At 44.4% G+C, this 18988-nt stretch carries 10 protein-coding genes, 21 tRNA genes and 3 rRNA genes; 2 read left to right on the top strand and 32 right to left on the bottom strand.

Annotated elements, in window-relative coordinates; translation table 11 throughout:
* Positions 1 to 6: 6 nt before the first annotated feature.
* On the bottom strand, positions 7 to 702 hold the full coding sequence (locus M3M39_RS03720) for an adaptor protein MecA (RefSeq protein ID WP_252796536.1): 696 nt from the start codon (positions 700 to 702) through the stop codon (positions 7 to 9).
* Between the two features lie 21 nt (positions 703 to 723).
* Positions 724 to 1464 (bottom strand): MBL fold metallo-hydrolase, encoded by a 741-nt coding sequence (locus M3M39_RS03715; protein WP_252796534.1) that lies wholly within the window; start codon positions 1462 to 1464, stop codon positions 724 to 726.
* 88 nt (positions 1465 to 1552) lie between these two features.
* Here M3M39_RS03715 and M3M39_RS03710 point away from each other — a divergent pair, with 88 nt between their 5' ends.
* Complete coding sequence (locus M3M39_RS03710) at positions 1553 to 2059, top strand: hypothetical protein (protein ID WP_252796532.1); 507 nt, start codon at positions 1553 to 1555, stop codon at positions 2057 to 2059.
* Between the two features lie 35 nt (positions 2060 to 2094).
* Here the strand turns inward: M3M39_RS03710 and M3M39_RS03705 are convergent.
* The 29 genes from M3M39_RS03705 to M3M39_RS03565 all read right to left on the bottom strand — a co-directional run bounded on the left by M3M39_RS03705 (position 2095) and on the right by M3M39_RS03565 (position 14954).
* Positions 2095 to 2169 (bottom strand) — tRNA-Asp (locus M3M39_RS03705).
* A 5-nt stretch (positions 2170 to 2174) separates the two neighbouring features.
* Positions 2175 to 2248 (bottom strand) — tRNA-Met (locus M3M39_RS03700).
* 19 nt (positions 2249 to 2267) lie between these two features.
* Positions 2268 to 2340, bottom strand: a tRNA-Glu gene (locus M3M39_RS03695).
* Positions 2341 to 2345: 5 nt separating this feature from the next.
* Positions 2346 to 2433: transfer RNA gene (locus tag M3M39_RS03690), tRNA-Ser, on the bottom strand.
* Between the two features lie 4 nt (positions 2434 to 2437).
* Positions 2438 to 2512: transfer RNA gene (locus tag M3M39_RS03685), tRNA-Ile, on the bottom strand.
* A gap of 8 nt (positions 2513 to 2520) precedes the next feature.
* Positions 2521 to 2591: transfer RNA gene (locus tag M3M39_RS03680), tRNA-Gly, on the bottom strand.
* Between the two features lie 28 nt (positions 2592 to 2619).
* Positions 2620 to 2692, bottom strand: a tRNA-Phe gene (locus M3M39_RS03675).
* A gap of 8 nt (positions 2693 to 2700) precedes the next feature.
* Positions 2701 to 2775 (bottom strand) — tRNA-Asp (locus tag M3M39_RS03670).
* 5 nt (positions 2776 to 2780) lie between these two features.
* Positions 2781 to 2854: transfer RNA gene (locus tag M3M39_RS03665), tRNA-Met, on the bottom strand.
* An 11-nt stretch (positions 2855 to 2865) separates the two neighbouring features.
* A tRNA-Ser gene (locus M3M39_RS03660) sits at positions 2866 to 2955 on the bottom strand.
* A gap of 58 nt (positions 2956 to 3013) precedes the next feature.
* Positions 3014 to 3088: transfer RNA gene (locus M3M39_RS03655), tRNA-Ile, on the bottom strand.
* A 9-nt stretch (positions 3089 to 3097) separates the two neighbouring features.
* A tRNA-Met gene (locus M3M39_RS03650) sits at positions 3098 to 3171 on the bottom strand.
* A gap of 44 nt (positions 3172 to 3215) precedes the next feature.
* Positions 3216 to 3289, bottom strand: a tRNA-Pro gene (locus tag M3M39_RS03645).
* A 5-nt stretch (positions 3290 to 3294) separates the two neighbouring features.
* Positions 3295 to 3368 (bottom strand) — tRNA-Arg (locus tag M3M39_RS03640).
* Between the two features lie 5 nt (positions 3369 to 3373).
* Positions 3374 to 3459, bottom strand: a tRNA-Leu gene (locus tag M3M39_RS03635).
* Positions 3460 to 3473: 14 nt separating this feature from the next.
* Positions 3474 to 3545: transfer RNA gene (locus tag M3M39_RS03630), tRNA-Gly, on the bottom strand.
* Positions 3546 to 3549: 4 nt separating this feature from the next.
* A tRNA-Thr gene (locus tag M3M39_RS03625) sits at positions 3550 to 3622 on the bottom strand.
* A 17-nt stretch (positions 3623 to 3639) separates the two neighbouring features.
* Positions 3640 to 3712: transfer RNA gene (locus M3M39_RS03620), tRNA-Lys, on the bottom strand.
* Between the two features lie 7 nt (positions 3713 to 3719).
* Positions 3720 to 3792 (bottom strand) — tRNA-Val (locus tag M3M39_RS03615).
* Positions 3793 to 3797: 5 nt separating this feature from the next.
* Positions 3798 to 3914: ribosomal RNA gene (rrf, locus tag M3M39_RS03610) — 5S ribosomal RNA — on the bottom strand.
* Positions 3915 to 3984: 70 nt separating this feature from the next.
* Positions 3985 to 6900: ribosomal RNA gene (locus M3M39_RS03605) — 23S ribosomal RNA — on the bottom strand.
* 170 nt (positions 6901 to 7070) lie between these two features.
* Positions 7071 to 7143, bottom strand: a tRNA-Ala gene (locus M3M39_RS03600).
* Between the two features lie 32 nt (positions 7144 to 7175).
* Positions 7176 to 7250, bottom strand: a tRNA-Ile gene (locus tag M3M39_RS03595).
* A gap of 87 nt (positions 7251 to 7337) precedes the next feature.
* Positions 7338 to 8913, bottom strand: a 16S ribosomal RNA gene (locus tag M3M39_RS03590).
* The 16S, 23S and 5S rRNA genes sit together here with 21 tRNA genes alongside, the layout of an rRNA operon.
* A 341-nt stretch (positions 8914 to 9254) precedes the next feature.
* Positions 9255 to 11315, bottom strand: coding sequence for an LTA synthase family protein (locus M3M39_RS03585; protein ID WP_252796531.1), 2061 nt, complete (start codon positions 11313 to 11315; stop codon positions 9255 to 9257).
* Between the two features lie 2 nt (positions 11316 to 11317).
* Positions 11318 to 12355: a lysylphosphatidylglycerol synthase transmembrane domain-containing protein gene (locus tag M3M39_RS03580; protein ID WP_252796529.1), complete on the bottom strand. Its 1038-nt coding sequence runs from the start codon at positions 12353 to 12355 to the stop codon at positions 11318 to 11320.
* Positions 12339 to 13394 (bottom strand): glycosyltransferase family 4 protein, encoded by a 1056-nt coding sequence (locus M3M39_RS03575; protein WP_252796527.1) that lies wholly within the window; start codon positions 13392 to 13394, stop codon positions 12339 to 12341. The genes M3M39_RS03580 and M3M39_RS03575 overlap by 17 nt, the downstream gene beginning before the upstream one ends.
* The gene (locus M3M39_RS03570) at positions 13381 to 14565 is read right to left on the bottom strand and encodes a glycosyltransferase family 4 protein (RefSeq protein ID WP_252796525.1); all 1185 of its coding nucleotides are present in this window, start codon (positions 14563 to 14565) and stop codon (positions 13381 to 13383) included. Before M3M39_RS03570 ends, M3M39_RS03575 begins: the two co-directional genes overlap by 14 nt.
* A 122-nt stretch (positions 14566 to 14687) precedes the next feature.
* Entirely contained in the window at positions 14688 to 14954 is a 267-nt protein-coding gene (locus M3M39_RS03565; RefSeq protein WP_252766983.1) for a phosphocarrier protein HPr, read from the bottom strand.
* A gap of 466 nt (positions 14955 to 15420) precedes the next feature.
* Between M3M39_RS03565 and M3M39_RS03560 the strand changes: the two genes are divergently transcribed.
* The gene (locus M3M39_RS03560) at positions 15421 to 17436 is read left to right on the top strand and encodes an ATP-dependent Clp protease ATP-binding subunit (RefSeq protein ID WP_252796523.1); all 2016 of its coding nucleotides are present in this window, start codon (positions 15421 to 15423) and stop codon (positions 17434 to 17436) included.
* 110 nt (positions 17437 to 17546) lie between these two features.
* On the opposite strand, the gene M3M39_RS03555 is transcribed toward M3M39_RS03560, so the two are convergent.
* Positions 17547 to 18974: a C69 family dipeptidase gene (locus M3M39_RS03555; protein ID WP_252797899.1), complete on the bottom strand. Its 1428-nt coding sequence runs from the start codon at positions 18972 to 18974 to the stop codon at positions 17547 to 17549.
* Positions 18975 to 18988: the final 14 nt, after the last annotated feature.

Raw genomic sequence — 18988 nt, 5'->3', positions numbered from 1 at the left:
GTGATCTTAATTAAAGTATTTGGTTAAAGTGCTAACTGCTTGCCGTTTAATAATTGGTCTTGCTGCCTCTTCGAGTTCTTGAGCTCGAACCGGGCTTAACGTGCCAAATTCGTAGAACAAACTCAGCTGATCGTCAATGGCATCCAACTGTGTTTTTATTTCGTCCCAGGTTGGATCAACGTTATCAGGCAAAATTTGATAATAGAGCATTAAATCATATTGACCATCCCGCTTGTATAGTGCCGTTTCCAGTTGAATCCCATGAATTTGGAGCTGCCCCTGTACGGCTCTTATTCCGCTCAATAGATCTTCAAAGCTGGCAAATTGAACGGGAACGACCCGAGTTAACCGTTCTGGATCAAAGACGTCACTGCCTTGTTGTTGTGCTTTAACCTGGGCAAACTTTTCCTTGGATTCCTCCGTGGCAAAATTAACGTTTGCTTCCGTCAGCTTTGAAACAAGCCGATCATCCTTACTGATAATCATTTCAAAACCATTATGAGCCGGAAGAACTTGAAAAGAAACAAGGTCATTGTTTTGAAATTCATGGTCTACATCCACTTCTTCCAAAATTTGGTAAAAAAATTGTTCAACTTCATCCTGATTTTCCATTAACTCTAGGAGGTTAACGTGGCGTTCCCGTAAATCTTCATTGGTAACCCATACTTTAATCGTATTTTCATTTGTTTTTTCAAATTTCAAAACGATCCCTCTTTACTAATTTTAAATATTAATGATCATCCCGATTTGCGGTAATCGCACTGGTAGTTGGTCTTTAGTCGCCGCTTGGGTTTCTTGTAACAAGCGATCTCGGTCGGTCGTTTGGGGTAAATGACTAATCAAGAGTTCGTGGACGTGCGCATCACGAGCCATTTTCCCCACTTGTTTTGTTGTCATGTGCCAGATTTTTCCCGTTTGGTCCGAAAAGAAATTTGTATCCGCAATTAAAAGGTCGGCATCATGTGCAAAGTCCGCTAATGCCGGGAAAAACCTTGAGTCAGCAGTATAAACCAAAACTTTACCGGTGTCACGTTCTTTGATTCTAATGGCAAAGGCTGGAACTGGGTGTTCGGTCCGTAAGAAAGTTAGGTCAAATGGACCGATGTGATTAACTACTTCCGGATTATAAGCACGCTTTTCCGTCGCCGTGGGCCAATCTAGTGCTTTATAAGCAGTTTGATCAAGTTGGTGTCCATAAATGGGTAATAGCTTCTGTTGATATCGTTGTGAATGCAGCTGCCAGTAATATTGCAAAACGCCAACGTCTGCCACATGATCAGCATGATAGTGTGATAAGAGCACTGCGTCCAACTTTAATGGATCCAAAACGTCCTCTAACTCCAACAGTACCCCACTACCACAATCCAATAGTAGATTAAAACCAGCGGATTGTAATAAGTAGCCACTAGTTGCTGTATGTTGAAATGGATAACCACCATAGTAACCCAAAATTGTTAATTTCATTGTTAAACCTCATTTAAAAAACTTTTTTCTTTTAACTTCCTCTACTTTATTCTAAACTAAAAGTAGCTAAAATGATTGGAGGATTACCATGATTAAACAAATTTCTGTAACATTTGGATCACAGGGTATTTTGGAACAAATCATGAAAAAGTATCCAGAACGACATATGGCTCTTTTTGCAGCAGCCAGTAACGCCCATGGAATGCAACTAGTTGACTATTCCGGTGATGAATCTATTTTTACCTCACCAGTTGTTTACCAAGTTAATGCTCACGCTGGAAATGATGATTGGGAACACTACATTAATTATACCGAAATTAGTCCTAGTAAGGACCAGCGACAAATATTAGATGCCAAAGTTAGTAACTTTATGAGTGACCCAGATACTCCAGCTGGAATGACCGGGTTTTACTATCTAACTGCTGAAGGAAATAGTGATAGTCGGATTTTACTGAGCTTGTGGAAACAACAGTATGATTATATGCAGTGGGAAAAAAGTCCACAACATAACTTTATTTCCTATCAAACCTTTAAAAATGATTTTACTGCTAACTATCATGAAATTGGTTATCAACGTTTCCATCCTAAAGCGTAAAAAAAGGGAGATGAAAATTTCATCTCCCTTTTTTACGGTCCGTACGAGACTCGAACTCGTGATCTCCTGCGTGACAGGCAGGCGTCTTAAACCGACTGGACCAACGGACCAAAAATTGCGGGGACTGGATTTGAACCAATGACCTCCGGGTTATGAGCCCGACGAGCTACCAGACTGCTCTACCCCGCGATAATATATAATAAACAAATGACCCGTACGGGATTCGAACCCATGTTACTGCCGTGAAAGGGCAGTGTCTTAAACCACTTGACCAACGGGTCAAAAACGGAGAAGGAGAGATTCGAACTCTCGCGCCGCTTACGCGACCTACACCCTTAGCAGGGGCGCCTCTTCAGCCACTTGAGTACTTCTCCGTAATGGGCCTAAGTGGACTCGAACCACCGACCTCACGCTTATCAGGCGTGCGCTCTAAACCAGCTGAGCTATAGGCCCAAAACAAAAGCGGGTGACGAGAATCGAACTCGCGACAATAGCTTGGAAGGCTATGGTTTTACCACTAAACTACACCCGCATAATACATATTAAATTAATGAAACAAATGGCGCGGGACAGAATCGAACTGCCGACACACGGAGCTTCAATCCGTTGCTCTACCAACTGAGCTACCGAGCCATACTAAGCGGTCCGTACGAGACTCGAACTCGTGATCTCCTGCGTGACAGGCAGGCGTCTTAAACCGACTGGACCAACGGACCAAAAATTGCGGGGGCTGGATTTGAACCAACGACCTCCGGGTTATGAGCCCGACGAGCTACCAGACTGCTCTACCCCGCGATAATAATAAAAGGAGGATGAGAGATTCGAACTCTCGCGCGATTTGACTCGCCTGACGGTTTTCAAGACCGTTCCCTTCAGCCAGACTTGGGTAATCCTCCATCAACCATTTATAATGGTAACATATGAAGATACGGCCGTCAACATAAAATTGACAGATGGATCTTGTAGGACTCGAACCTACGACCGGACGGTTATGAGCCGTCTGCTCTAAACCAACTGAGCTAAAGATCCAAGACCTAATCGCGGCGGAGGGAATCGAACCCCCGACCTCTCGGGTATGAACCGAACGCTCTAGCCAGCTGAGCTACACCGCGATTGATAGGTAAACATTACCTAAAATAGATATTATAATATCTAATCGGGAAGACAGGATTCGAACCTGCGACCCCCTGGTCCCAAACCAGGTGCTCTACCAAGCTGAGCTACTTCCCGAACAATGCACCTAGCAGGAGTCGAACCTGCAACCTTCTGATTCGTAGTCAGACACTCTATCCAATTGCGCTATAGGTGCATAAATGCCGAGGACCGGGATCGAACCGGTACGGTCATTACTGACCGCAGGATTTTAAGTCCTGTGCGTCTGCCAATTCCGCCACCCCGGCAAAAGGTGGTACAAAGCGGAAGACGGGATTCGAACCCGCGACCTCCACCATGGCAAGGTGGCGTTCTACCACTGAACTACTTCCGCATAATGCCGACTAGAGGATTCGAACCTCCGACCCCCTGTTTACAAGACAGGTGCTCTGCCAACTGAGCTAAGTCGGCATATGCTATTTGACTAATGAGCCGTGGCAGGTTCGAACTGCCGACCCTCTGATTAAAAGTCAGATGCTCTACCGACTGAGCTAACGGCTCATGCAAATGGAAGATACAGGGCTCGAACCTGTGACCCTCTGCTTGTAAGGCAGACGCTCTCCCAACTGAGCTAATCTTCCAAATCGCGTGGCAACGTCCTATCCTCGCAGGGGGCGATCCCCCAACTACTTTTGGCGTGCTAAAGCTTAACTACTGTGTTCGGCATGGGAACAGGTGTATCCTTTAGGCTATCGCCACCACACTCTGAGTGAACTTCGTTCCCTCAAAACTAGCTAATATTATTTTCTTCCGATTTTACCACTGCACTCTACTTGGTTAAGTCCTCGACTGATTAGTATTAGTCCGCTTCACGTATCGCTACGCTTCCACTTCTAACCTATCGACCTGATCATCTTTCAGGAGTCTTACTTCCATAAAGGAATGGGAAATCTCATCTTGAGGCGAGTTTCACACTTAGATGCTTTCAGCGTTTATCTCATCCATACATAGCTACTCAGCAGTGCGCCTGGCGGCGCAACTGATACACCAGCGGTATGTCCATCCCGGTCCTCTCGTACTAGGGACAGCTCCTCTCAAATTTCCTGCGCCCGCGACGGATAGGGACCGAACTGTCTCACGACGTTCTGAACCCAGCTCGCGTACCGCTTTAATGGGCGAACAGCCCAACCCTTGGGACCAACTACAGCCCCAGGATGCGATGAGCCGACATCGAGGTGCCAAACCTCCCCGTCGATGTGAACTCTTGGGGGAGATAAGCCTGTTATCCCCAGGGTAGCTTTTATCCGTTGAGCGATGGCCCTTCCATACGGTACCACCGGATCACTAAGTCCGACTTTCGTCCCTGCTCGACTAGTCAGTCTCGCAGTCAAGCTTGCTTCTGCCTTTACACTTACAGAATGATTTCCAACCATTCTAAGCAAACCTTTGAGCGCCTCCGTTACTATTTAGGAGGCGACCGCCCCAGTCAAACTGCCAACCAGACACTGTCTCCGAGCACGATTAGTGCTCAGGGTTAGAGTGTTCACATAGCAAGGGTAGTATCCCACGGGTGCCTTCACCGAGACTAGCGTCCCGGTTTCAATGGCTCCTACCTATCCTGTACAAGCTATGTAAACACCCAATATCAAGCTACAGTAAAGCTCCATGGGGTCTTTCCGTCCTGTCGCGGGTAACCTGCTTCTTCACAGGTATCTTAATTTCACCGAGTCTCTCGTTGAGACAGTACTCAAATCGTTACGCCTTTCGTGCGGGTCGGAACTTACCCGACAAGGAATTTCGCTACCTTAGGACCGTTATAGTTACGGCCGCCGTTTACTGGGGCTTCATTTCGAGGCGTCGCCGAAGCTAACCTTTCCACTTAACCTTCCAGCACCGGGCAGGCGTCAGCCCATATACTTCATCTTACGATTTTGCATAAACCTGTGTTTTTGATAAACAGTCGTTTGAGTCTCTTCACTGCGGCTGACCTAACGGTCAGCACCCCTTCTTCCGAAGTTACGGGGTCATTTTGCCGAGTTCCTTAACGAGAGTTCTCTCGCTCACCTGAGGATCCTCTCCTCGACTACCTGTGTCGGTTTGCGGTACGGGTAGTTAATTACTAACTAGAAGCTTTTCTCGGCAGCGTGACATCAGTTGCTTCTCTACTATAATTTCGATCCTCATCAGCGCTTGTCAACCCGGTCAGAAGCATTTCACTCCTGACCTGACTTACGCTTTAAACATCCCTTTCCAACCGGATGCTCAACTTAGCCTTCTGCGTCCCTCCATCGTTCAAACATAATTAACTAGTACAGGAATCTCAACCTGTTATCCATCGCCTACGCTTCTCAGCCTCGGCTTAGGTCCCGACTAACCCTGGGTGGACGAGCCTTCCCCAGGAAACCTTAGTCATTCGGTGGACCAGATTCTCACTGGCCTTTCGCTACTCATACCGGCATTCTCACTTCTAAGCGCTCCAACAGTCCTTGCGGTCTGCCTTCATTGCCCTTAGAACGCTCTCCTATCACGCAACGTAGTTGCGTCCGCAGTCTCGGTAATATGCTTAGCCCCGGTAAATTTTCGGCGCAGAATCACTCGACTAGTGAGCTATTACGCACTCTTTAAATGGTGGCTGCTTCTGAGCCAACATCCTAGTTGTCTAAGCAACTCCACTTCCTTTTCCACTTAGCATATATTTAGGGACCTTAACTGGCGGTCTGGGCTGTTCCCCTTTCGACGATGGATCTTATCACTCATCGTCTGACTCCCGGACATAAATCAATGGTATTCGGAGTTTATCTGAACTCAGTAATCCAAGACGGACCCCTTGCTCAAACAGTGGCTCTACCTCCATGATTCTAATTCAGAGGCTAGCCCTAAAGCTATTTCGGAGAGAACCAGCTATCTCCAAGTTCGTTTGGAATTTCACCGCTATCCACACCTCATCCCAGCACTTTTCAACGTACACGGGTTCGGACCTCCGGTGCGTATTACCGCACTTTCATCCTGGACATGGATAGATCACCTGGTTTCGGGTCTACGGCAACATACTAATTCGCCCTCTTAAGACTCGCTTTCGCTACGGCTCCGCTTTTTCGGCTTAACCTTGCATGCAACTGTAACTCGCCGGTTCATTCTACAAGAGGCACGCCATCACCCCTTAACGGGCTCTGACTGCTTGTAGGCACATGGTTGCAGGAACTATTTCACTCCCCTTCCGGGGTGCTTTTCACCTTTCCCTCACGGTACTGGTTCACTATCGGTCACTAGGGAGTATTTAGCCTTGGGAGATGGTCCTCCCGGATTCCGACGCCGTTTCACGTGTGGCGCCGTACTCAGGATCCTGAACTGAGGGAATTCAATTTCGCTTACGAGACTATCACTCTCTTTGGTGCAGCTTCCCAACTGCTTCAGCTATCGAATTCTTTTGTAACTCAAATGTTCAGTCCTACAACCCCGAACCACGAAGGTTCGGTTTGGGCTATTCCCAGTTCGCTCACCGCTACTTTGGGAATCGAAATTTCTTTATCTTCCTGTGGGTACTTAGATGTTTCAGTTCCCCACGTTTGCCTCTACGTAGCTATAAATTCACTACGCAGTGATTAGTCATCACACTAATCGAGTTTCCTCATTCGGAAATCTCCGGATCACAGCTTACTTACAGCTCCCCGAAGCATATCGGTGTTAGTTCCGTCCTTCATCGGCTCCTAGTACCAAGGCATTCACCATGCGCCCTTTCTAACTTAACCTATAATCCTACGGATTATAAATTATTGAGTTTAGCGATTAAACACATTAAAAAAACTCAAATTACACAATGGTTTTCTCGGTTAAAATTATATCAATCAATATAATTCTTACAGAAAATAATATTATCTAGTTTTCAAAGAACCAAGTGGTACTAACTAATTAGTACCAATGGAGAATAGCGGGATCGAACCGCTGACCTCCTGCTTGCAAAGCAGGTGCTCTCCCAGCTGAGCTAATTCCCCAAAATTCAATTATCATGCCGAAACGTCGGCGATGGGCCTAAGTGGACTCGAACCACCGACCTCACGCTTATCAGGCGTGCGCTCTAAACCAGCTGAGCTATAGGCCCAAAAAGCGCAGATAGTAACTTATGAGAGTAGTTCTCTCAAAACTAAACAAGACTTTGATCGGTGTAAAGTTCCGTATTATTCCTTAGAAAGGAGGTGATCCAGCCGCAGGTTCTCCTACGGCTACCTTGTTACGACTTCACCCTAATCATCTGTCCCACCTTAGGCGGCGGACTCCAAAAGGTTATCCAACCGACTTTGGGTGTTACAAACTCTCATGGTGTGACGGGCGGTGTGTACAAGACCCGGGAACGTATTCACCGTGGCATGCTGATCCACGATTACTAGCGATTCCAACTTCATGCAGGCGAGTTGCAGCCTGCAATCCGAACTGAGAACGGCTTTAAGAGATTAGCTTGACCTCGCGGTTTCGCAACTCGTTGTACCGTCCATTGTAGCACGTGTGTAGCCCAGGTCATAAGGGGCATGATGATTTGACGTCATCCCCACCTTCCTCCGGTTTATCACCGGCAGTCTCTCTAGAGTGCCCAACTGAATGCTGGCAACTAAAGACAAGGGTTGCGCTCGTTGCGGGACTTAACCCAACATCTCACGACACGAGCTGACGACAACCATGCACCACCTGTCATTCTGCCCCCGAAGGGGACACCTAATCTCTTAGGCTAACAGAAGATGTCAAGACCTGGTAAGGTTCTTCGCGTAGCATCGAATTAAACCACATGCTCCACCGCTTGTGCGGGTCCCCGTCAATTCCTTTGAGTTTCAACCTTGCGGTCGTACTCCCCAGGCGGAATGCTTAATGCGTTAGCTTCGGCACTGGGAGGCGGAAACCTCTCAACACCTAGCATTCATCGTTTACGGCATGGACTACCAGGGTATCTAATCCTGTTTGCTACCCATGCTTTCGAGCCTCAGCGTCAGATGCAGACTAGACAGCCGCCTTCGCCACTGGTGTTCCTTCATATATCTACGCATTTCACCGCTACACATGAAGTTCCACTGTCCTCTCCTGCACTCAAGTTTCCCAGTTTCCGATGCACTTCTTCGGTTAAGCCGAAGGCTTTCACATCAGACTTAAAAAACCGCCTGCGCTCGCTTTACGCCCAATAAATCCGGACAACGTTTGCCACCTACGTATTACCGCGGCTGCTGGCACGTAGTTAGCCGTGACTTTCTGGTTAGATACCGTCACGCCGTGAGCAGTTCCTCTCACAGTCGTTCTTCTCTAACAACAGAGTTTTACGAGCCGAAACCCTTCTTCACTCACGCGGCGTTGCTCCATCAGACTTGCGTCCATTGTGGAAGATTCCCTACTGCTGCCTCCCGTAGGAGTATGGGCCGTGTCTCAGTCCCATTGTGGCAGATTACCCTCTCAGGTCTGCTACGTATCATCGCCTTGGTGAGCTATTATCTCACCAACTAGCTAATACGCCGCGGGTCCATCCAAAAGCACTAGCACCAAGGCCAGCTTTCAAACTAAAACCAGGCGGTTTTAGTTGTTATACGGTATTAGCATCTGTTTCCAGGTGTTATCCCCTACTTCTGGGCAGGTTACCCACGTGTTACTCACCAGTTCGCCACTCGGTCCGATCTAAAGTCAACTCAGTGCAAGCACGTCATATCATTTAGGAGACCTCGTTCGACTTGCATGTATTAGGCACGCCGCCAACGTTCGTCCTGAGCCAGGATCAAACTCTCATTTTAAATGAGAACTTTACTAGCTCTACTTTATTTGTTAATTAAGCGAATTGACTTCGCAAATGTTTAATTTTTAAACGCTAGTTTAAAAATTCCTTACACTTTTTGTAATCAAAATCTTGTTCAGTTTTCAAAGAACTACTCAGCCGCCAATCACTTGACAACTTTATTATCATACAATGTTTAGAACAGAAAGTCAAGCGCTTTTTTCATTTCTTATTTAGTACTTGGCAATCGCTCTCAACGACAAGATTTATATTATCAACTTATCTAAACTTCGTCAACACTTTTTTAAATAAAAAAGACTAGCTGTCGCGGAAAACCCGCGACAGCTAGTCTTTTCAATTTTATTTTAATTCTGGTGCATCTGTTTGGAAATCAGACTCAGTGGACTTACCCCCGTTTTGATTAACCAAATCAGTCTTTTTCTTTTGATCAGTCTTTTGCAACTGCTTCAAAGCATCTTTTTTATTATAGTTAAATGACTTTTTATTAACGTCACGATAACCAGGTAGATTGTGGAAACGTAGTAAGTCCCCATAAACAACTTTATCTGAATTCGACAATGAATCATTCACATAGGTCTGCAACTTAGCAACCTCTTTTTTCTGTTGGCCGTTTAGATGCAGCTCAGTTCCCGTCTTCGTGTCGTAAACAGTTGAACCAACCTTAGTGTATTTAGGACTAACAAAATCGCCATTTCTAAACGGTACAATCTGGTTATTATCCTTACTCAAAAGATCTTGACCAAACTGAATCATGTTTTGGTTGTTCACACCCAACAGGTGCAACAAAGTTGGCAAGACATCAATTTCACCACCATAAGTGTGGTCAATGCCGCCCTGAATGTTAGCTCCATTAATCATGAACGGAACCTTTTGGAATTGAGCGAGATCGTACTTATTAACGCTCTTCTTGTTTAACAATTTAGCAATTGCCGGTCGGTGATTATTAGAAATCCCATAGTGATCACCATACAGAACCACAACGCTATTCTTCGCTAATCCACTCTTTTGCAAGTAGTCTTCAAATTCTCCAAAGGCTTGGTCCAAATAGTGAGCAGTTTGCACATACGGATCCACCGTATTATCACCTGTGGTTGTTGCTGGGAAGTCCGTGTTTTGCTTATCTAATTCATACGGATAATGGTTCGTTAATGTAATTAATTTCGCATAAAATGGCTGTGGTAATTGTTGAATGTAAGGAATACTCTGCTTGAAGAAAATCTTATCTTTCATCCCATAGCCAATGTTATAGTTCGGTTTATTCTTATAGTAAGATTCGCTAAAGAAATAGTCATATCCCCACGATTTATAAGCATTGTTCCGATTCCAGAAGGTTGGTACATCTCCATGAAAGGCGGCCGTTGTATACCCCTTCTGGTCCAAAATTGAAGGAGCGGCTTGATACGTGTTTTGTCCGCCATAAGTAACCATCGCTGATCCTTGCGGCAATCCATAGAGTGAGTTTTCCAACATCATTTCCGCATCAGAAGTTTTTCCTTGCGCCACTTGGTGGTAAAAATTATCGAAAGAAAGGGTATGTTGATCATGGTAGAACTTATTGATGTTTGGCGTAACCTCTTTACCATCTACCTTATAATCAATTAAGAACTGCTGGAAACTTTCCAAATGAATGATGAAAACGTTTTTTCCTTTTTCTTTACCATAATAGCTGACGTTAGGACTAGCGTAATTTTGCTTGACAAATTTCTCAACCCCCTTTAAGTCTTGGGCTTTCGCCTTCGCCCTGGTTGTTGATTCTTGATGGGTTTGGTATGCACTAAATGCTGCATATTCATTCAACCCCAAATACTTAACAATGTAGTTATTATCAAAGGTTCGCGTTAATAATCCCGAACGATCGGCATTAGCAACATTATATTCGGCAAACATTAGGATAAACGATAACAGTGTAATTCCAACCGCATACCGTAATTTGAGCGGCTTTTTACTAATTTTAATTACCCCAAATAAAAGTAGGAGGATCAAAATTACGATGTCAACGTACACAATAAAGTCTGTCGGTCGTAAAATCTCCACGAAACTCTTGCCAAGGTTATTTTGAACGTTCCCAGTTCCTTGAATAATCCCCATTGAAATGAAGTCGGAAAATTCTCGATAGTACAAAATGTTTGCAAAAATCCACGTCGATTGTAAAAAATCAATGATGAGCATTAACCAGTAGGCTAATTTCCCCCGAAAATAGAGAGCAATTCCAAACAGTAAGAGTGCTGATGGCAACGGGTTCACTGCCAGTAAAAATTCTTGAGTTCCCCCAGCCACTCCGAGGGTAAAATCAGTTTTGTAACAATAATAAGTTTTGAGCCAAAACAAGACGACGACCAGCACGTAAAATCCAATCGTCGTATTGAAGAATTGGCGGATTCGCTTAAAAAAAGCAGCCATGCTTATTCCTCCATACTTTTTGCTTCATTATCATGCACACGGTGTGGTTTGATGACTAAGGCAACCAATCCTAACACCAATCCTAAATAGTAAGTTAATAATCGCCATAAAATCATGGCTAGTGCTAATTTGCTGGAGCTGTGAATATAGCTTCGAAACAACTTTTCAAAACTGTACTCGGCCCCTCCTGCTCCCCCCGGAATGGGAAACATTGAAATTACTAAGAAAATTAAAACGTCTAAGCTGGTAACCATCACCACGTTTGCATTGTGATAACCGAGGGCCAACATGACAAAGTACGGAATTAAGTAGTAAAAAAACAACTGCAGAAAGGTTAATCCACACACCTTGGCCATCAGTTTCCCTTCGTGCCCAATCCGAATACTTTCTTCGTGAAAATTATCAATCTTCTGATCTAAAGTTCGTTTCCACCGGTGATACTTCGGCGCACTGACAAACCAGCCCACCACTTTAAAACAACCGTTGACGAGCTTCTTTGTCATCGAATACCAATACATAATCATCAAAAGGGCAACAATCACCACTAGATGAATCAAAAAGCCGAACAAAACAAAAATGGCTAACGAATGCACCGTATCAACTAGATAATGAAAGCCAATGATCAAACTAACCACAAAGTTTAAAACAATCATGGCCTGGTAAATCACAAACTTCATTAAAAGGGCGGAACTTGCTTTTCCACCATCAACTCCTGCCTGCAAAAGAACTACCAATTGGGCTGGCTGACCCCCGCTTGAAAACGGAGTAATCCCATTAAACAACTGTTCAACTAATGGAACTCGAATGGCATCCCGAAACGAAAAAGTCGGAGTACTACTCCTCACTAAAATGTAAGTTACCACTGATTCAAAAAAGAAATAAAGTAGAATGCACCCGAGCGCCACGGCTAACCAACCTAAATTCACAGAAGACAGGTCATTAATTAGCACGCTAAACTTAATGTCCCGCACGGCATACCACGAAATCAAGATTCCGATGGCAATCATGAGGAGTAATGAAATTTTATTGCTTCTTGACATGGTTTCTCCCCTTTTTGGCTTGAATCTGAGCCTGTTGAATGTAAAAGTCATGCCAAATCTGGGCCAAGTGATCTTCTGAATAATAATTAGAGGCCGCTTGTGCTTTTTGCGCGTAATCACTTCTTAATTCAGCATCAGTCGCAAACCGTCGTAACCAGGTATTCATTTCTGGTTCAGCTTTCGCGGGGGCATAATAGCCCGAGATAATTTGTTGATAGAGTGGCAAATTTCGTAAAATCACCGGCAGACCACAGGAAAAAGCCTCTAACACTGACATTGGAAATAGTTCATTATACGACGGCAGTAAAAAAACATCCGCCAGGTCATAATAATCAACTAATTGATCCCGCTCCACAATTCCAGGAAAACTCAAGTTGGCCGGTGGATCTGCTACCAATCGCTTTAGTTCAGTATACCCAGCGGTCATCCCTCCAAATGAAAATCCTCCAACCCAGATAAACTGATAGTCTGGATTTTCCCGAGCAAGCTTTGCAAAATCAAGAACACCCTTGCGGGTTTGCACCTGGCCCGTGCAAATTACGGTAAACCGTTTCCGTTCGTAACCATATTGATCTCTGAGTACTGCTTTGTGGGATTCGGTCACCGGATGAAATTCCGTTTTGCTCACAAAGTTTGGAATATACGTGACCTTCTGGGCTGGAATGCCATATTTTTCTAACTCAGGAATAAAGGTGGGATTCACCACCACAATTTGATCCATTCGTTTGTAAAAAGCAATCACGTACTTATAAAAAAGTTGTTTAATAACCGGCGGTAGCTGTAGGCTTTCTTCTAAGGTTTCAGGAAGAAAATGGACGTAACCAATTTTACGTCCCCGCCGTTTACTAAAGGTTGATAAATAAAACGTTGGATTAATCGTGTGATAGTGACTAAGGTCAGCTCGATCATACTGGTTAATCTCAAGTTGAAATTCAGTGGGAAAGCGCTCACGTAGCAACCGAATTAATTCCAGGTAGGCACTTCCTACTCCCTGACCTTTCACCTTAGTGGCCGTTGAGAACATATCAATTTTGAGCATGATAATTTGACTCCTTATCGTCGGTCCCTACGTAACGAGTAATGACGTCTTGATAAAAAACTAATACCTGTTCCACAAAATAATCTGCTGAAATGTCATGCAGCTTACGGCGCCGTAACTCTGGCTGATCTGGATAGTCTGCAAGATGTTGCAGGTAATTAATTACCTCCTGACTAAACTCAGCTAGGGTGGTAAACGTCATCCCTAACGACGGATCCGTAATTAAATCATCCGTGTAGGGACTGGCAGCCACTACCACCTTAGTATCAGCCGCCATGGCTTCAATATAGGTTAATCCCTGGGATTCAGAGTTTGAGGTTGAAACAAACAAATCTGCCATTTTATAATAAGCATTCACCTTTTGGTTATTAATTTCACCGGTAAAGGTGACGTGTTGTTGGAGTCCCAAACGAGCGACTTGATCGTGTAAATCTTGAGCAGCTGGTCCATCTCCAACAATTACGAGGTGGGCCGTCGGAATCGCTTCTAAAATGGAAGGCATCTGACCAATCAAAGTATCAATGTCTTTTTCGTATGCCAATCGACTTAATGATAATAAAACCGGCTGCGTTGGGGTTAATCCTAGTTGTTTCCGAATATCGACAGAACTTTTAGCTTCATAATGATTTAAATCAACTCCAGTTGGAATAATGCGAATGGGGCTCTTAACGCCGTAATCGGTCAGTTTATCCAAAACGCGTTTACTAGGGGCCACAATTCCATCTAAATGGCGACAAAAAGCTAATGTTCCTTCTTTCACGTGGATCGGCTTTAATAAATGACCGTTAGCAACGTAGTGCAGGTAATCCTCATACATCGTGTGATAAGTATGGACACAAGGAATGTTCAAGTTTCTGGCTACGAACTTTCCAATCATGCCCATCGAAAATTCCGTCTGCGTATGAACCAAATCTAGGTCAAGCTTTTTCGCAATTTGAGTGGCCTGAAAAAGCCCTCGAACCGCAATTCGACGTTCTGTAAATGAGATAAAGGGAATACTGGAAAAACGATAAATTCCTGCTTCTTGCTCTTCATCTGCATTAGGATCCGTGGTGGTGAAGATATAAACGTGATTCCCCCGTCGTTCTAACTCATCCTTCAACGTTTTAATGGAAGTCGCCACTCCACTCACTTGCGGAAAATATGTATCTGTAAATAAGCCGATATTCAAGCGCCGGTTCACCCTTTCAATTGACGATAAACAACTAAATTATATTGGTTTCAGAGATGGTTTGCAAACTATGTCCCTAAAGAAAAAGAGCTGCCGGAGCAACTCTTTAAGCATCAAATCGACTATTCGATTAAGCCTTCTTCTTTCATGGTTTTAGCAATGGCTTCTAAGGCATCCTTAGCGTCATCACCATCAGCAGTAATGGTAATAACTGCATTTTGACCAACCCCAAGTGACATTACTCCCATAATTGACTTCAGGTTCACCGTCTTGTCTTCGTATTCTAATGTAATGTTAGAATCAAATTTACTAGCAGTTTGCACTAAAAAAGTGGCCGGACGAGCGTGAATCCCAGTTTCTGCAGTGATTTTAAATTGACGTTTTTCCATAATAAACGCACCCCTTTGTTAACCATATTTATACTCTAAGAGTACCAATATATCAGCTAAAATACAAGTTTTTGCGCCTTAGCACAAATTATTAAACTTTCCTTAATTAATTATCCGTGGCGTAATGATACACTACCACCCCGTTCTCAAAAGCGGTTCCTACCACCCGTTTTCGGGTCGGATAATCCATGAAAGCCTGCTGAAACACAAAAAATTGATCTGGCTGAACCGTGAGTTCTTGAATCGTTCCAGCTTGTAACTCTTCTAGCTTTTTTGTAAACGTTTCCTTCGTTGCTTCGATTGGATTCGCTTCCTTTCTTTTTCCTCATTTATTTTACCATAGTTCCCACTCAAATTAGGAAGCGGTGCAAATCCTTGAATCAAAATTAGAGGTGAGTATAATAATAATCACAAATAAAAGTCAACAAAGGTCAAATATGACCATTGATTAAAAGGAGGTTGTACCATGGAAGGACAACAAGGTGCATACGAATTTGGAAATCTTGATGATTTAATTCGCTCCATGCAAGGAAGTAATCAAAACGGAGCTGCCGGAAGCCAAGGCAGTAACGGCGGCAACGGTCAAAAAGGAATTTTAGCTACTTACGGAACTGATTTAACGAAACTCGCTCGGGCTGGGAAACTCGATCCAGTGATTGGTCGGGATGATCAAACTGCCCGCGCCATCGAAGTTTTAAATCGCCGTTCCAAGAATAATCCCGTTTTAATTGGGGAAGCTGGGGTCGGAAAAACAGCAATTGTAGAAGGATTAGCGCAAAAAATTGCTGATGGCACGGTTCCTCAGAAGCTCCAAAGCAAACGGATTATCCAAATTGACATGGTATCGATCATTCAAGGAACCGGAATTCGAGGTCAATTTGAAAAGAAAATGCAACAACTCATCAAGGAAGTGAAGGCTGATCCAAACATCATCCTCTTCATTGATGAAATTCACGAAATCATGGGAGCTGGTAACTCTGAAGGCGGACTCGATGCCGGAAACGTCTTGAAACCTTCCCTTGCCCGCGGGGATTTCCAGTTAATTGGTTCTACGACCCTCAAAGAATACAGAGAAATTGAAAAGGATTCGGCGTTAGCTCGACGATTCCAACCTATTATGGTGAACGAACCGACTCCAGAACAAGCCGTTAAAATTCTGCGGGGACTCCAAAAAAACTACGAAGACTACCACTTAGTTCACTACACGGACAAGGCGATTGAAGCGGCTGTCAACCTTTCGAACCGCTACATTCACGAGCGTTATTTGCCAGATAAGGCGATCGATCTTATGGATGAAACCGGATCGCGCAAGAACCTAACTCTAAACATCATTGACCCGCAGGCCATTGAAAAGGAAATTGCCCAGGCGGAGAAAAATAAAGAAGCAGCTTTACACAAGGAAGATTATGAACAAGCTGCTTTCTACCGTGATCAAGAGAAGCAACTAGAAGCTCAACGTGATCGGGGGGCTCATAATTACAACACTAATAACAACACGGTTACCGAAAATGACATGCAACAGGTTGTTGAAGAAATCACTGATATTCCCGTTGGTGACCTTGAAGACCAAGAAAAAGAACAACTGAAACAGTTGGATCACAACCTAGAAAAACACGTGATTGGTCAAGATCAAGCCGTCTCTCAGGTTGCCAAAGCCATCCAACGGAATCGGATTGGTTTCAACAAATCCGGTCGGCCAATCGGTTCCTTCCTGTTTGTTGGCCCAACGGGTGTGGGAAAAACTGAGTTAGCCAAGCAACTGGCCAACCAACTCTTTGGTTCCAGAGACGCGCTGATTCGGTTTGATATGTCTGAATATCGAGAGCCACAATCAGTTGCAAAATTAATTGGAGCAGCCCCTGGATACGTGGGTTATGATGAAGCCGGACAATTAACCGAAAAAGTACGGCGGCACCCATACAGCTTAATTCTGTTCGATGAAATTGAAAAAGCACACCCCGACGTATTACACACCTTCTTACAAGTCTTAGATGACGGTCGCTTAACCGATTCACAGGGACGGACGGTTTCCTTTAAAGATACAGTTATCATCATGACCAGTAACGCGGGAACGAACGCCGGTTCAAACGTTGGATTCGGTGCCGAAGCCAGCGGCAAAACCCACTCCGTTTTAGACAAACTGGGAGCTTACTTCAAACCTGAATTTTTAAACCGGTTCGATGGGATTGTGGAATTCAATCCATTGAAGAAAACCGACTTAGTTAAGATTGTGGATCTCATGTTAGACGACATGAATCAAAATCTTCAGGATGCTGGCATTAACGTTGCCGTTACCCAACCAGCTAAGCAAAAACTAGTGGAATTAGGTTACAACCCTGCTATGGGAGCACGGCCATTACGGCGAATAATCCAAGAGCAAATTGAAGATCCTACTGCTAGTTATCTACTGGATCACCCTGCAACTAAGAAATTAGTTGCAGATGTCAACAAAGAACAACAAATTCGCGTTACAGCACAATAACTAAAAAATCCAATCGTTGCTAGCAACAACGATTGGATTTTTTTAGTTAATTTAAATTTTTATTAACAACCAAAAAACGGCCCCAATCATCAGATTGGCACTGTTTTTGATTACAGGTTCTTGTCCATATCATACGTTAACTTAGATAAGGTTAACCCCTTACTCATTAACTCATTCATAAACTGGTGCACCCGATCGTGCATTTCGTTGGTCAAACTTTGATTTTGTTTTTCTAAGAAAGCTGGAACATCCGCTTCTTCGAGGTGACGAGCTTGATAAATGGTATTTTCCAAGTGGGTCAAAAACATTTGATTGGACTCCGTCTTAAAGTCCCGAGCCATTTGAATGAACTGTGGATAATGCGATTCCACAATCATCGAAAGCTTGCGATACATCCAGTAGGCGCTTTGATCGTCCATCGTCAACGGCGTGGTTTCATACGTAGTCGGTGTATGATCGACGTTTGCAAAGAACGGAACATATGGACTAAAGGCGGGTACCCCAAAGTTTAACCACATAATGGCAGCCCATTGCGGATTTTCCGCATCATTGCGAAATTGAAGCACGTGAGAATTTTGGGTCCGGTTCATTGAAACGGGACGGAATTTCGTCTTTAACGCTTCGGGTCCATTCCCTAACGGGTCATAATCAGTTTCGTTATAGTGAGAACTCAAAATTTGTTCCACGTCCATCACCGTAATTTTACGACTAGCCTTCCGCAAAAAAGGAAGGTCATTAGAGACCGGAGATTGTTCCACGTCGGGGTTTAGAATCTTTTGGCCATACCAAACCCGCGGGGTGTTATAGTGGCGATCCTTTTCGTTACACGTGCCAAAAATCCGCCGAAAGTTAAAGCCCTCATCAACCGTTGGGTTCAAATGATACTTTTCCACAAACTCCTGAATCCCGTCTGAGAACATGAATTGTTTGTGATCATCAAAATCAACTTCTTGAATGGCAACTTGGTTAGCAACCACCGCATAACAATCGTCCGGAATACGTTCGGCAACCCAGTGGTGTCCAGTTACAATTTCCATGTACCAAACGTCATTCGCATCCGCAAACAAGACTCCGTTGCCCTCGGGGGAACCGTACTGCTTAATCAGTTGACCAAGGTATTCAACTCCCTCACGAGCGGAATCAATGTATGGAAGCACGACTGATTGTAACGAATCTTCTGCAATTCCATTTGGAACCCAGGGATCATGAGACAACGCCCGCGGATTTCCGTAAACACTCTCGGTGGCACTCATCGCCACGTTCTTCTCGTTAAAGCCACTTTCTGCAAATACGCCCGCGTGCTCGACGTCGGCATTAGGAGTAGCTAAATACCGGTAGCCCGTTTCTGGGAGCGTCATCTGAAATCCATTTTGGTTTGATTGCCACGTCTTCTTTGCTTGGTGGTACGCTGGCACAACCGTAAAGCGTTGGGGGGTCAGGGGTAAAAACGTATCGTCATTGCGGGCGATCATGGTTGAACCGTCTACGCTGGCGCCCTTTCCGACTAATACACTAGTACATGCTGATAAATGTTTCATAATTAAACCCCTCC

The organism is Fructilactobacillus hinvesii (assembly GCF_024029435.1).
Lineage (GTDB): Bacteria > Bacillota > Bacilli > Lactobacillales > Lactobacillaceae > Fructilactobacillus > Fructilactobacillus hinvesii.
Note: the sequence above shows the minus strand (reverse complement) of the source record. Positions and strands in the feature narration are given on the sequence as shown.

What these genes read in the sequence shown, in the direction of transcription:
- M3M39_RS03560 (WP_252796523.1), top strand. Translation starts at nt 15,421, where the DNA reads ATGGAAGGACAACAAGGTGCATACGAATTTGGAAATCTTGATGATTTA.
- M3M39_RS03585 (WP_252796531.1), bottom strand. Translation starts at nt 11,315, where the DNA reads ATGGCTGCTTTTTTTAAGCGAATCCGCCAATTCTTCAATACGACGATT.
- M3M39_RS03565 (WP_252766983.1), bottom strand. Translation starts at nt 14,954, where the DNA reads ATGGAAAAACGTCAATTTAAAATCACTGCAGAAACTGGGATTCACGCT.
- M3M39_RS03710 (WP_252796532.1), top strand. Translation starts at nt 1,553, where the DNA reads ATGATTAAACAAATTTCTGTAACATTTGGATCACAGGGTATTTTGGAA.
- M3M39_RS03555 (WP_252797899.1), bottom strand. Translation starts at nt 18,974, where the DNA reads ATGAAACATTTATCAGCATGTACTAGTGTATTAGTCGGAAAGGGCGCC.
- M3M39_RS03575 (WP_252796527.1), bottom strand. Translation starts at nt 13,394, where the DNA reads ATGCTCAAAATTGATATGTTCTCAACGGCCACTAAGGTGAAAGGTCAG.
- M3M39_RS03580 (WP_252796529.1), bottom strand. Translation starts at nt 12,355, where the DNA reads ATGTCAAGAAGCAATAAAATTTCATTACTCCTCATGATTGCCATCGGA.
- M3M39_RS03715 (WP_252796534.1), bottom strand. Translation starts at nt 1,464, where the DNA reads ATGAAATTAACAATTTTGGGTTACTATGGTGGTTATCCATTTCAACAT.